The organism is Campylobacter concisus (genome assembly GCF_050447505.1).
Lineage (GTDB): Bacteria > Campylobacterota > Campylobacteria > Campylobacterales > Campylobacteraceae > Campylobacter_A > Campylobacter_A concisus_BP.
In genome coordinates this window covers 1,656,143-1,668,833 of sequence record NZ_JALMFZ010000001.1, presented here as the reverse complement: position 1 = coordinate 1,668,833, position 12,691 = coordinate 1,656,143, and the positions used below count along the sequence as shown (strand labels likewise).

The window sequence follows — 12,691 nt, the reverse complement described above, 5'->3', positions numbered from 1 at the left end:
AACTAACCTTGCTTTACTTTTGCTTTACTCTATTTTTGATAAAATTACACACTTTTAATGAAAGGCTTAAACTTGAAAATTTTAGTAACAGGTGGAGCTGGATACATCGGTAGCCACGTAGTAAAAGCACTTTTAAAGCAAGGCAAAGATGAGATAACCATCATCGACAATCTCTGCAAGGGCTCACAAAAAGCACTTGAAGCACTCCAAAAGATAGGAAATTTTAAATTTATAAACGCAAATTTAGAAGATGATCTAAGCGAAATTTTTGCAAATGGCAAATTTGATGCGATTATCCATTTTGCAGCGTTTATCGAGGTTTTTGAGAGTATGAGCGAACCGCTAAAATACTATCTAAACAACACCGCAAACGTCGCAAGGGTGCTAAGATACGCAAAAACTTACAATGTAAATAAATTTATATTTAGCTCGACTGCCGCAGTTTATGGCGAGCCAGACGTGGCGGAGGTGAGCGAGACAACACCTACAAATCCGATAAATCCATACGGCAGAAGCAAGCTTATGAGCGAGCAGATTATCAAAGACTGCGCCGCTTCAAATGAAAATTTCAAATTTGCGATTTTGCGCTACTTTAACGTAGCAGGCGCGGACGAAGAAGGGCTTATCGGTCAGAACTATCCAAACGCCACGCACCTTATTAAAGTAGCCGTGCAAACTGCCCTTGGCAAGCGTGAGAGCATGGGTATCTTTGGCGATGACTACGCGACAAAAGATGGCACATGCGTAAGAGACTACATTCACGTTAGCGACCTAGCAGACGCTCATATAAGCGCGCTGGAGTATATCGGCCAAAATGGCAGCGAAACCTTTAACGTGGGATATGGCAGGGGATTTAGCGTAAAAGAGGTCATCGAGACCGCAAAAAAAGTAAGCGGGGTAAATTTTAAGGTGCTAAATGCGCCAAGAAGGGACGGCGACCCAGCTATCCTAATCTCGAACGCAAGCAAACTGCGCTCGCTAACAAGCTGGAAGCCAAAAAGAGACGATCTGGCGCTCATCATAAAAACCGCCCTTGAGTGGGAAAAGAGAATTTAAGGATAAGCATGAAAATAGCAGTAATTGGAACTGGATATGTTGGACTAGTAAGTGGTGCATGCTTTGCTAAGATGGGCAACAGCGTGATCTGCGTCGATGTTGATAGCAAAAAGATCGAAGCGCTAAAAAACGGCGTCGTGCCTATATATGAGCCAGGGCTTGCTGATATCGTGAGTGAGTGCTATAAAAATGGCTTGCTTAAATTTAGCACGCAGATAACTGAGGCGCTAGAGCATGCAGATGTGCTATTTATCGCGGTTGGCACGCCTATGGGTGCTGATGGGCAGGCGGATTTAAAATACGTCCTCTCAGTTGCGAAATCTATCGGAGAAAATTTAAGCAAACCGCTAATCGTAGTCGATAAATCAACCGTTCCAGTGGGCACTGGAGCTAAGGTGCACGAGGTGATCGAGGCTGAGCTTAAAAAGAGAAATTTAGATGTTAAATTTGAAGTCGTCTCAAACCCAGAGTTTTTAAAAGAGGGCGCGGCGGTTGAGGACTTTTTAAAGCCAGACCGCGTAGTTATCGGAGCTAGCAGCGAGTGGGGCTTTAGCGTGATGAGAGAACTTTATGAGCCATTTATGAAAAATCACGACAGGCTCATTTGCATGGACGTAAAATCAGCCGAGATGACAAAATACGCTGCAAATTCGATGTTGGCAACCAAAATAAGCTTTATAAACGAGATAGCAAATATCTGCGAACGCGTGGGCGCTGATGTAAATTTAGTAAGAAAAGGCATCGGCAGCGACTCAAGGATCGGATACAGCTTCATCTACCCAGGCTGCGGATATGGCGGCAGCTGCTTTCCAAAGGATGTCGAGGCGCTCATCTACACAGCTAGACAAAATGGCTTTGAGCCAGAGCTTTTAAACGCGGTCGAGTCAAGAAATAAGGCTCAAAAAAGAGTGCTATTTGATAAAATTTATAACTTCTTTGACGGCGATCTAAAGGGCAAGACGATCGCACTTTGGGGGCTTGCGTTTAAGCCAAATACCGATGATATGAGAGAGGCTAGCTCACTAACTTTGATAAAGCTTTTAGACGAGGCTGGCGCAAAAGTGGTCGCTTACGATCCAAAAGCGAGCGAAGAAGCTAAAAAATATATGCCAAATTTAGATGTGAAATATGCTAAAAATAAGTATGACGCTCTTAATGGCGCCGATGCTATGGTACTTGTGACGGAGTGGAGTGAGTTTAGATCGCCTGATTTTATGGAGATCAAACAAAGGCTAAAAAATGCCGTCATATTTGACGGACGCAACCAGTATAACGCTAAAGCTTTAGCCGAGCATGGATTTAAGTATTTTCAGATAGGCGTCAAAGCGTGAAGCAAATTTTATCTCTCATAGCTTGTTTATTGCCTTTTGTGCTTTTTGCTAGCGAGGCAGCAGGTAAAAGCGAGGTAAAGACGCAAGAGCAAATTTTTGAGCTGCCTGTCTCAAAGATGCCGAATGATTATTTTAAATATGAAGCTACATTTTTTAAAGAGGTGCAAACGGATTGCGAATTTGCTATGCTAGATGGTGGGCATTTAGATAAAAAAGAGGATAAAAGCGGGGTTTATTATGAATTTAGCGCAGATGATGAGCTGCTTAAGCCTTGCAATGTCAAAAATAAAAAGAGGCAAATTTATTATGAATTTACTCAAATTTTGCCTGGCATTAGCCCCATTAAGATCGTAACCCCACAAGGCGTGGGCGCAGAGATAAGAATTTATGAACGTGTAGAAATAATAAAACCAAAAATTTTAAAAAGGAAAGAGAAATGAAAATAGCAGTAGTAGGACTTGGATATGTGGGACTTCCACTAGCAGCAGCTTTTAGTGAAAAGTACGAAGTAGTCGGCTTTGATGTAAATGCAAAACGTATAGAAGAGCTTAAAAGTGGCTATGATAGAACGCTTGAGCTTAGCAACGAGCAGATGAAAAAAGCGATCGATAATGGCATGAAATTTAGCCTAAATTTAGATGACATCAGAAGTTGCAACTTCTTCATCGTAACTGTCCCAACTCCGATAGATAAGAACAAACGTCCTGATCTAACTCCAGTGGTAAAAGCTACGCAAAGTGTGACAAAAGTGCTTAAAAAAGGCGACATCGTAGTCTATGAAAGCACCGTTTATCCAGGCGTTACAGAAGAAATTTGCGTGCCGCTACTTGAAGAGAGCGGGCTTAAATTTAATAAAGACTTTTTTTGCGGATACTCGCCAGAGCGTATCAACCCAGGTGATAAAGAGCACACGGTAACTAAGATCAAAAAGATCACAAGTGGCTCAACCCCAGAGATCGCTGACAAGGTCGATGAAATTTACCGCTCTATCATCACAGCTGGCACGCACAAAGCTTCAAGCATCAAAGTAGCCGAGGCTGCAAAGGTCATCGAAAACACTCAGCGCGACATCAACATCGCTTTTATAAACGAGCTTGCGATGCTATTTGAAAAGCTTAATATCAACACCATAGACGTTTTAGAGGCGGCTGGTACGAAGTGGAATTTCTTAAATTTCCGTCCAGGACTAGTTGGCGGTCACTGCATCGGCGTGGACCCATATTATCTCACTCACAAAGCTCAAGAGGTTGGCTATCATCCAGAGATGATCCTAGCAGGTCGCCGCATCAACGATGATATGGGCAGATATGCAGCCGATCAAGTGATAAAACTAATGATAAGAAAAGGTGTGCTTATCAACAAAGCGCGCGTGCTTGTTCTTGGTATGACATTTAAAGAAAACTGCCCAGATATAAGAAATTCTCGCGTTATAGACGTGGTTGATGAGCTAAAAGACTTTGGCTGCAAGGTCGATGTGACTGATCCTTGGGCTGATAGCGCTGAGGTAAAACATGAGTACGGCTTTGATCTAGTAAAAGAGTATAACCTAGACGACTACGACTGCATCGTGATCGCCGTAGCGCACAATGAATTTAAAAAGCTCAACCTAAAAGGCCACTTGGTTTATGATATAAAAAATATCTATCCAGAGGCTGACGCTAGGCTGTAAGTGAAGGTTTTTTTAAAATTAATAAAGCTCACCTTGCCTAAGGGCGGGGTGGCTAATAAATTTTGCTTTTTAAATTTAGCTAATTCGCTAAATTTCAAAGGTTAAAAGTCTAATGCTAATCAATCTAATAAGCTCGATCGTCGTTTTTGTCGTATCAATGGGCATAAATTTTTTTCTTACGCCATTTATTTTAAAAAGCCTTGGCAACGAGGCATTTGGCTTTGTGGGACTTAGCAACGCCATCGTTAGCTACGCAGCGGTCGTAAGTGTAGCCATAAACTCGGTTAGTGGGCGCTTTGTCGCTCATGCGTGGCACAAAAAGGATCTAAGCCTTGCAAACACCTACTACTCATCAGTCCTTGTTGTAAATATCTTCTTTTGCGCCGTTGTCGTGGTGCTTAGCTCTGTTTTTATACTAAATTTGCAAAGCTTTTTAAATGTCCCTGAAAATTTACTCTTTGACGTGAGAATGACCCTTGTTTTTTACTTTATAAATTTCTGCGTTGGGCTATTTAACGGCGTTTTGACGGTCTGCGCCTTTGTGACAAATAAGCTCTACCTACTCTCCATCAGAAACGCCATCTCAAGCGCGATCCTAGCAGCCCTCATCGTGGCGCTCTTTTTCTTTTTTAAGCCGTTCATTTCATACATCGCCATCTCAGCGCTAGTTGCTAGCCTTTTTGTCTTTTTTAGCACCATTTTTATGTCAGCTCGTATCACGCCGGAGCTAAAATTTAGCCTTGGTAAATTTGACTTTTCTAAGATCAAAGAGCTTCTAAGCTCTGGCATTTGGAACAGCTTTAATGCGCTAAACCGCATACTTTTAACGGGTATGGACCTTTTTATCTGCAACATTTTTGTAAGTGCAAACGCCACTGGTCTTCTTTCTGTCGCCAAGGCCGCTCCTATTATACTTGAGAGCTTTGTAGCGCAGCTTAGCGGTATCTTTGCGCCAAAATTTGTCGAGCTTTACTCTAAAAATTTGATCACGGACCTCATAAAAGAGGCTAAATTTTCGATGAAGGTGATCGCCTTTGTGATGAGCGCTCCGGCCGCATTTTTCGTCGTTTTTGGGCTTGATTTTTACACGCTTTGGCTACCTTTTAAAAGCGCAGATGAGGTTAAATTTATCTACAATGTCTCGATGATCACGCTAGTGCCTATCGTATTTATAAGCTTTGTTTTTTCGCTTTTTAACCTTGATAGCGCGACAAACAAGCTTCGCCGCCCAGCCATTGCCAACACCATCCTTGGCGTTAGCACGATCATAGCGCAGATCGCACTGCTTAAATTTAGTGACTACGGCGTTTATGGTATCGTCATCGTCGCAGCCATTTTTTATAGCATAAGAATTCTTGGCTTTGACCTCATAAATGCCGCTTTAAATTTAGAAGTGAAGCTCACCACATTTTACGGGGTCTATTTTAAAAATTTAGCCGTTTTTGCGCTTTGCGTGCTTGCGATGTTTGCCTGCAAGGACTTTGTGAGCCTAGATAACTGGCTAAAATTTGCTATCTTTGCTGCGATATACGCCAGCGCAGCTTATGTTTTGGGATATTTTTTGTTTTTTAATGCCTTCGAGCGAGGCATAGTCTGGCGTAAAATTTTAAAAAAATTTAAAAGGTCTTAAATGAATGAAATTTATCTGATCTCTTTAGCAAAAGACACCAAAAGGCGCGAGCTTTTGCAGCAGAAATTTAGCTCTTATGATAGCTTTAAGCTAATAGACGCAGTTGATGGCAGGGAGCTAAACGCGAGGGAGTACTACAAGATCATCTCGCCATCATTTAAAGCTTACGGCAAGGTTTTAAGCCCAGCAGAGGTTGGCTGTTCGCTCTCGCACGTGAAGGCTTATGAGGCGTTTTTGGCAAGCGAGGCTAAATTTGCTCTCATCTTTGAAGACGACGTGATCGGAGATGATAATGCCATAAAAGAGGCCTTTTTGGCAGCTAGCAAGATACCAGAAAATAGCGTGCTCATATGTGGCATGCAAGATGGGCTAGAGGGCAGGTTTAGCGCCTTTGGCAAAAAGGTGGATACTAGCCTAAGTAAGCCGCTTTGGCAGGTCTCAAAGCACTCATTTTCGAGCATTTATAGAGCAGGGGCTTATGTGCTAACTAAAAAAAGCGCTAAAAATTTGCTTGAAATTCATAAGCGTGCGCTTTGCACGACCGATGTTTGGGACTATTTACTAGGCGTTAATGATATGCAGATGTATTTTTGCGATCTTTTTGCGCACCCAACTGATCTTAGTGGCTCAAACATCGAGGGCGAGCGCCTTGAGAGAGGATACAGCGCAAATTTAAAGGCATACATAAAAACATTTAAATTTATACTTTTCTCACGACTTGAAAAGCTTCAAGGCTATGAGAGAATTTTTAAAAGGGGCTAGATGAGCGAGCCATTAATCAGCATAGTAACAGCGACTTACAAGCGTCCAGAGCTTTTACAAAAGGCCATAAAAAGCGCTCTAGCTCAAAGCTATAAAAATTTAGAAATAATTGTGACCGATGACGGCGATGACGAGAGTGCGAGTGAAATTTGTAAGAGTTTCAACGACGCAAGGATCAAATTTGTAAAAAACAGCGCTCACAAAAAGAGTCCAAATGGCAACAAAAATAACGGCTTTGACAACGCAACAGGCGAGTTTGTCTGCTTGCTTGACGATGATGACGAGCTTTTGCCAGAGGCGATAACAGAGTGTTATGAAATTTTAAAAAGTGGCGAGTATTCGTGCGTTTTTGCAGACGCTATCTGCGAAAAAGATGGCGTGATGACCGAGGTCGTGGCTGGCAGAAGCCCGTATAGCAAGAGTGGGGCGATGAGCAAGGTTGATTATCACTGTGGGCGGATAAATGGCGAGTATTTTAAGCTTTTTTCGCGTGAATTTATAGACGGCTTTAGGTTTGATGAGAGCAGTTTTGGCGGCGAAAATGAGCTTTATATCCGTTTTTTTGAAAAAAATGTCTTCTATCTTAAAAAGCCACTTTACATCTACCGCATCGCAAGAAGCGATAGTGCGACGCTAAATGCTGGTAAGCACGCGCTAAACGTGGCAAACGCTTACATTAAAACAGCAAATTTACACTACGACATCGCTATAAAAAATGAGCCAAAATTTCTAGCTATGCAGTATAAAAATGCCGCTTACTACGCCAAAATAGCAGGCGAATATGGCCTTATGCTAAGGTGTATCTTTAAAAGTCTTAGCATTAAATTTAGTAAAGAAGCGTTTATTTTTTTACTGCTTAGTCCGCTCCCAAGTGGCATTTTATCAGCACTCTCAAAGCTTAGAGTAAAAATCAAGCAAAGGTTTGGCGTATGAAGATATTATTTGTCACATCAACGCTTAGAAGTGGTGGTGCGGAGCGAGTTTGCGCGGTGATCGCATCAAGATTTAGCGTGGATCACGAGGTAAGCCTTGTTAAATTTGACAAGGACGAGCCATTTTACGAGCTAGCAAGTGGTGTGAAGCTCATAAATTTAGGCGTTGGGGCTGATGAGCTTGGCTTGGTTGGAAATTTAAAAAAGAGAGTTTCAAAGGTGCTTGCTTTAAGAGCACTCATACGAGAGGGCAAATTTGACGCTGTGATATCCTTTTTAGACGCCGTAAATACCTTGGTTCTCTTTAGCTCAGCTGGACTAAAAACGCCTATAATCATAAGCGAGCACACAAACTATCTTGCGCCAAAAAGAGCCATTTTTAAGGTGCTAAGACGCATAAGCTATCCATTTGCAAATGCACTTAGCGTCCTAAGCGATGAGGATCTTAGCTACTACTCTAAATTTTGCAAAAATGTGATGAAAATTTACAACCCACTCTTTGAAGAGATGCGCAGTGAGAGCTTTGCTAAAGAAAATTTAATCATCTTTGTTGGCAGGCTAAATAAGATAAAAAACTGCGAAATGTTTGTAAGAGTGGCTGCAAGCTTAAAGCAAAGCGGCTATAAATTTGCTGTCGCTGGAGATGGCGGAGAGAGGGCAAATTTAGAAAATTTAGCCAAAAGTTTAGGCGCTGATGTTGAATTCTTAGGCAATGTAAGCGATATCGCTTCGCTTTATAAAAGGGCAAAGGTGTTGCTCTCTTGCTCAAATTTCGAGGGTCTTGGAAACACATTGATAGAAGCTATAAACTACGACTGTGTGCGGGTTGCGACAAGAACTAGCGGGGCAAAAGAGCTTATAAAAGATGGCTTTGATGGCTTGCTTTGCGAGATAAATGATGCTGATCAGATGAGCGAAAAGCTTGCAAATTTGATCCAAGATGAGGCAAAAATGGGCGAATTTGTCAAAAATGCAAGAGCTAGACTTGATGAGTTTAGTGTGGAGCAAATTTATAAAAAATGGCTGGAGCTTTTAAGGCTTGGAGGTGTGAAGTGAAAATTCTTTTTGTAATAGCTGCGCTTAGAAACGGCGGAGCCGAGCGTGTGCTAAACGTGCTTGCAAACGAGCTTTGCAAAGATAATGAGATCACTATCGCTCTTCTTGAAGAGGACCTTGGACTTTATAAATTTAGTGAAAAGATAAAGATCATAAATGTTAGCGTCACTGGCTCAGGGCTCGCTTTAAAATTTAAAAAAATCCTAGCTCTTAGAGCGCTTTTTAAGGAGCAAAGGGCTGATCTGATAATGAGCTTTATCGACTGGACAAACGTCGCTTGCGTGCTGGCAAATGCTGGGCTAAAGAGCAAGCTAATAGCAACCGAGCATCACGAGCACAGCTACCTAAAAAGCAAAATCGCAAGCGCTATGCGTGATATTAGCTACCGCTTTGTAGATGGCTTAAGCGTGCTAAGCAAAAGCGACTTCAACTACTATAAATTTGCCAAAAATCGCGAGGTCATCCACAATCCACTTTTTATCGATGTGCCTGAAATTTGCGAGAAGCAAAACGTTATATTGAGCGTGGCAAGGCTGGAGGCGGTAAAGGGCTATGATATCTATTTTGAGGCGCTTAGTAAGGTAGATAAGAGCTTGCTTGATGGCTGGGAGATAAATATCGCAGGCAGTGGCAGGCAAGAAGTGCAGCTAAAGCAAATGGCATCAAATTTAGGGCTTAATGTCAAATTTCTAGGTCACATGAGCGACGTTAGCAAGCTTTATAGTGAGGCAAAAATTTTCACTCTTAGCTCAAGAAGCGAGGGACTTTCAAACGTGCTAATAGAATCAGGCGCTTTTGGTTGCGCTAGGCTAAGTAGCGACACCGTGGGCGCAAGTGAGCTTATAAATGACGGCATAGACGGACTTATCTTTAAAAATGGCGACGCAAATGATCTAAAAGAGAAGCTTGAGATGCTTTTAAAAGATGAAAATTTAAGGCTAAAACTAGCAAAAAACGCCAGAGAAAATGCAAATTTATTTAGCAAAGAAAATATCATCAAGCAGTGGCGAGAATTTATAAAAAAGGTTGTTAGCAAGTGAAAAAATTAGCCGTTTTTTTATACTCGATGGGGCCTGGTGGGGCTGAGCGAAATGTGGCAAATTTACTGCCATTTTTGGTTAAACGTTATGAAGTTCATCTCATCTTAATGAGCAAGGTCATCGCTTACGAGATCCCAAGTGAGGTGCAGATCCACTTTATAGAAAATAGCGATCCTTACGAGAGCGGACTAAAGAAGCTTGCAAGGCTCTTTTTAGCGATGCCGTTGCTTGCCTTTAAGTATAAAAAGCTCTGTCAAAGCTTAAACATCGACACGCAGTTTGTGCTGATGAACCGCCCTTGCTATATCGCTGGGGTTGCTAGGATTTTAGGGCTAAAGGCTAGGCTAGTTATCAGCGAGCGAAGCTGTCCGTCGATCCTATATAAAGACGATCTAAGCGGGCGAGTTAATAAATTTTTACTCACTCATCTTTATAAAAAAGCTGATCTAATCCTCGCAAATGCAGCTGGCAATAAAGAGGATCTGGTGCTAAATTTTGGCATGAGTGAGGCAAAAACAAAGGTGCTTTATAACGCACTTGATCTAAAAACTATAAATTTGCTAAAAGATGAGCCGCTTGAGAGCGACTTTAAGCCATTTTTCATAAACATAGGCCGCCTTGATAGCGGTAAAAATCAAGCCATGCTAATAAAAATAATAGCTTCAATTAACGACCCTCGAGCCACGCTTGGCATCCTTGGCAAAGGGCCTTTAAAAGATGAGCTACAAAATTTGATAGACAAATTTGGCGTGGGTGATAGAATAAAGCTTCTTGGCACTGATAAAAATCCTTTTAGGCATATAAAAAACGCCTCTTGCTTGCTTTGTGCCTCGCGTTTTGAGGGCTTTTCAAATGTGCTTTTGGAGGCACTAGCGTGCGAAAAAACTATCATCTCAACCGAGCACAAGAGCGGTGCAAAGGAGCTTTTGGGTGATAGCGAGTTTGGCATCTTAGTGCCTGTTGATGACGAAAATGCGATGAAAGAGGCGATGTTAAAAGTGCTTAACGAGCGTGAAATAAGGCAAAATTTTGAAAATGTTGCGTATAATCGGGCTAAATTTTTTGATAGTGAAAATATAGCGAGCGAGCTTATAAATTTTTTGGAAAATCCTAATGAATAGAAATTTGTTTTTTAAAAATTACTCTTTATACCTTATGATATTTGTCGCAGTCCTTTTTGGCATGGTTTGCAGGCTTTACTGGGTCTTTTGGGCGAGCGAGTATCCAGTCTTTTTTTGGAACAATGAGCTGATGATCAGCACAAACGACGGCTACGCATTTGCCGAGGGGGCAAGGGATATGCTAGCTGGCTTTCATCAAGAAAACGACCTTAGCTACTACGGCTATCCGCTCTCTACGCTTACTTACTGGATCGTGAAATTTCTAGGTGTCAAGCTTGAGACGGCGATGATTTATATGAGTGTATTTTTCTCATCGCTTGTGGCTGTGCCTGTTATCTTGATCGCAAACGAATACAAAGCAAAAATGGCTGGCTTCATCGCTGCGCTTCTTGCAGTGATCGCAAATAGCTACTACAACCGCACGATGGCTGGTTACTACGACACTGACATGCTCATCATCCCGCTTAGCGTCTTTGTTGTTTGGGGGCTTGTTAGAGTGCTTGAGAAAAAGGACGCAAAGAGCCTGATAATAGCACCTTTGAGCGTGCTTATCTATATGTGGTGGTATATGAGTGCCTTTTCGCTTATTAGCATTTTAACTGGGCTATTTTTACTTTATACGCTCATTTTTGATAGGAAAAATCCACTTTTTTACATTGAAATTTCGCTGCTTTTACTTGCTATCTCAAACCTTGATCTAACTCTTAAATTTGTCGCTGTTATCGTTATTTATGCACTTTGTCTATTTAAAAAAGAGGTGATAAATTTAAAAATTGCTCTTGGCGTTTTGGCGGTTATCTTTGTTATCTTTGTCATCCGTGGTGGGCTAAATCCGATAATCTTTCAGCTTAAATTTTACGTCTTTAGAGATGCGCCTGAAGTTGGCGGCATGAGCTTTCACTTTTTTAATGTCAATCAAACTATCCAAGAGTCAAGCGTCGTCGATTTTACACTATTTTGCGAGAGGATCAGCGCAAATGTCATAACGTTTTTGATCTCGCTTGCTGGTGTTGCTCTTTTTTGCTACAAACACCGCTCATTTGCCGTCTCGCTTGGTATGCTCGCACTTGGCTTTTTAGCCTTTAAAAGCGGCCTTAGATTTACCATTTACGCCGTGCCTATCATGGCACTTGGCTTTGGCTACTTAGTAGAGTTTGTGCTTGTAAATTTAAAGCTAAAAGAGGCCGTTTTAAATCTCATAAGAGCCTTCATAGCAGCTCTGGTGCTTGCTCCAGCGCTCATTCACATCTATGGCTACAAGGCTGAGCCAGTCTTTGTAAATAAAGAGGTTGAAATTTTAAATAAGCTAAAAAGCATCGCAGGACGCGAGGACTACGTGGTTGCGTGGTGGGACTATGGATATCCGATTAGATATTACAGCGATGTTAAGACGCTAATTGACGGCGGAAAGCACCTTGGACGTGAAAATTTTGCCGTGAGCTTTGCGCTTGGAAGTGACGAGATGAGCTCGGCAAATATGGCAAGGCTCGATGTAGAATACACTGAGCGAAATTTCAAAGAGCACTTTAATGGCAACTTGGCGCAAATTTTAAAAGATAGAAATTTAAGCGTTGATCAGTTTTTTAGCGAGATAAAAGAGGCAAATTTTAGCCTACCAGTAAAGAGCAGAGAGATATATTATTATCTGCCAGATAGGATGCTTAGCATCTTCCCGACCATTTTGCAGTTTAGCAAGATCGATCTAAAAAGTGGTAAAAACCTAAACAACGGACTTTTCATCACCACAAGAGCGATCTCGCAAAGCGAAAAGGGTATTAGGCTAAGTGGTGGATTTACTCTAACAAGTGATGTCACAAATTTGATCTATGATGGTAATGTATTACCACTAAGATCTTTCATAGAGACCGACTACAACGAGGCTGGCAAGTTAAATGTCAAAGAGTATAAAAATAATGAAAGTTCAAACATTTCTGTCATTTTCATGAGGGATTATGGTAGATTTATCATCCTTGATGAGAGCATTTTAAATAGCGCCTACATCCAGCTTTTCGTGCTTGAAAGATACGATCCAAAAGTCTTTGAGCCAGTCATACTTGATGGGGCGGCAAAAGTTTATAGGCTAAAGAGGTAGAG

The 12,691-nt window shown here is 41.6% G+C and carries 11 protein-coding genes; all 11 read left to right on the top strand.

Going from position 1 to position 12,691, the window contains the following annotated elements; genetic code table 11:
* Positions 1–72 precede the first annotated feature (72 nt).
* The 11 genes from galE (at position 73) to MTT09_RS08415 (ending at position 12,689) form a co-directional block, all read left to right on the top strand.
* On the top strand, positions 73–1,056 hold the full coding sequence (galE, locus tag MTT09_RS08465) for a UDP-glucose 4-epimerase GalE (protein ID WP_429803732.1): 984 nt from the start codon (positions 73–75) through the stop codon (positions 1,054–1,056).
* 8 nt (positions 1,057–1,064) lie between these two features.
* Entirely contained in the window at positions 1,065–2,387 is a 1,323-nt protein-coding gene (locus MTT09_RS08460) for a UDP-glucose dehydrogenase family protein (protein ID WP_429803508.1), read from the top strand.
* Entirely contained in the window at positions 2,384–2,827 is a 444-nt protein-coding gene (locus MTT09_RS08455; protein ID WP_429803507.1) for an ecotin, read from the top strand. Before MTT09_RS08460 ends, MTT09_RS08455 begins: the two co-directional genes overlap by 4 nt.
* A complete protein-coding gene (locus MTT09_RS08450) occupies positions 2,824–4,056 on the top strand; it encodes a nucleotide sugar dehydrogenase (RefSeq protein ID WP_429803506.1) in 1,233 nt (410 codons plus the stop codon). Before MTT09_RS08455 ends, MTT09_RS08450 begins: the two co-directional genes overlap by 4 nt.
* A gap of 112 nt (positions 4,057–4,168) precedes the next feature.
* On the top strand, positions 4,169–5,686 hold the full coding sequence (locus MTT09_RS08445) for an MATE family efflux transporter (RefSeq protein WP_429803505.1): 1,518 nt from the start codon (positions 4,169–4,171) through the stop codon (positions 5,684–5,686).
* On the top strand, positions 5,687–6,448 hold the full coding sequence (locus tag MTT09_RS08440) for a glycosyltransferase family 25 protein (protein ID WP_429803504.1): 762 nt from the start codon (positions 5,687–5,689) through the stop codon (positions 6,446–6,448).
* Complete coding sequence (locus tag MTT09_RS08435) at positions 6,449–7,381, top strand: glycosyltransferase family 2 protein (RefSeq protein WP_429803503.1); 933 nt, start codon at positions 6,449–6,451, stop codon at positions 7,379–7,381.
* Positions 7,378–8,436 carry a glycosyltransferase gene (locus MTT09_RS08430; RefSeq protein WP_429803502.1) on the top strand — a complete coding sequence of 353 codons (1,059 nt, stop codon included), beginning with the start codon at positions 7,378–7,380 and terminating at the stop codon, positions 8,434–8,436. The genes MTT09_RS08435 and MTT09_RS08430 overlap by 4 nt, the downstream gene beginning before the upstream one ends.
* A complete protein-coding gene (locus MTT09_RS08425) occupies positions 8,433–9,476 on the top strand; it encodes a glycosyltransferase (RefSeq protein WP_429803501.1) in 1,044 nt (347 codons plus the stop codon). The genes MTT09_RS08430 and MTT09_RS08425 overlap by 4 nt, the downstream gene beginning before the upstream one ends.
* Positions 9,473–10,597 (top strand): N-acetylgalactosamine-N,N'-diacetylbacillosaminyl-diphospho-undecaprenol 4-alpha-N-acetylgalactosaminyltransferase, encoded by a 1,125-nt coding sequence (gene pglJ, locus MTT09_RS08420; protein ID WP_429803500.1) that lies wholly within the window; start codon positions 9,473–9,475, stop codon positions 10,595–10,597. Before MTT09_RS08425 ends, pglJ begins: the two co-directional genes overlap by 4 nt.
* Positions 10,590–12,689, top strand: coding sequence for an STT3 domain-containing protein (locus tag MTT09_RS08415; RefSeq protein WP_429803499.1), 2,100 nt, complete (start codon positions 10,590–10,592; stop codon positions 12,687–12,689). Before pglJ ends, MTT09_RS08415 begins: the two co-directional genes overlap by 8 nt.
* Positions 12,690–12,691: the final 2 nt, after the last annotated feature.

Bases quoted from the DNA above. Each gene is read 5' to 3' on its own strand.
- MTT09_RS08460 (WP_429803508.1), top strand. From the start codon at position 1,065: ATGAAAATAGCAGTAATTGGAACTGGATATGTTGGACTAGTAAGTGGT.
- MTT09_RS08450 (WP_429803506.1), top strand. From the start codon at position 2,824: ATGAAAATAGCAGTAGTAGGACTTGGATATGTGGGACTTCCACTAGCA.
- MTT09_RS08445 (WP_429803505.1), top strand. From the start codon at position 4,169: ATGCTAATCAATCTAATAAGCTCGATCGTCGTTTTTGTCGTATCAATG.
- MTT09_RS08440 (WP_429803504.1), top strand. From the start codon at position 5,687: ATGAATGAAATTTATCTGATCTCTTTAGCAAAAGACACCAAAAGGCGC.
- MTT09_RS08435 (WP_429803503.1), top strand. From the start codon at position 6,449: ATGAGCGAGCCATTAATCAGCATAGTAACAGCGACTTACAAGCGTCCA.
- MTT09_RS08430 (WP_429803502.1), top strand. From the start codon at position 7,378: ATGAAGATATTATTTGTCACATCAACGCTTAGAAGTGGTGGTGCGGAG.
- MTT09_RS08415 (WP_429803499.1), top strand. From the start codon at position 10,590: ATGAATAGAAATTTGTTTTTTAAAAATTACTCTTTATACCTTATGATA.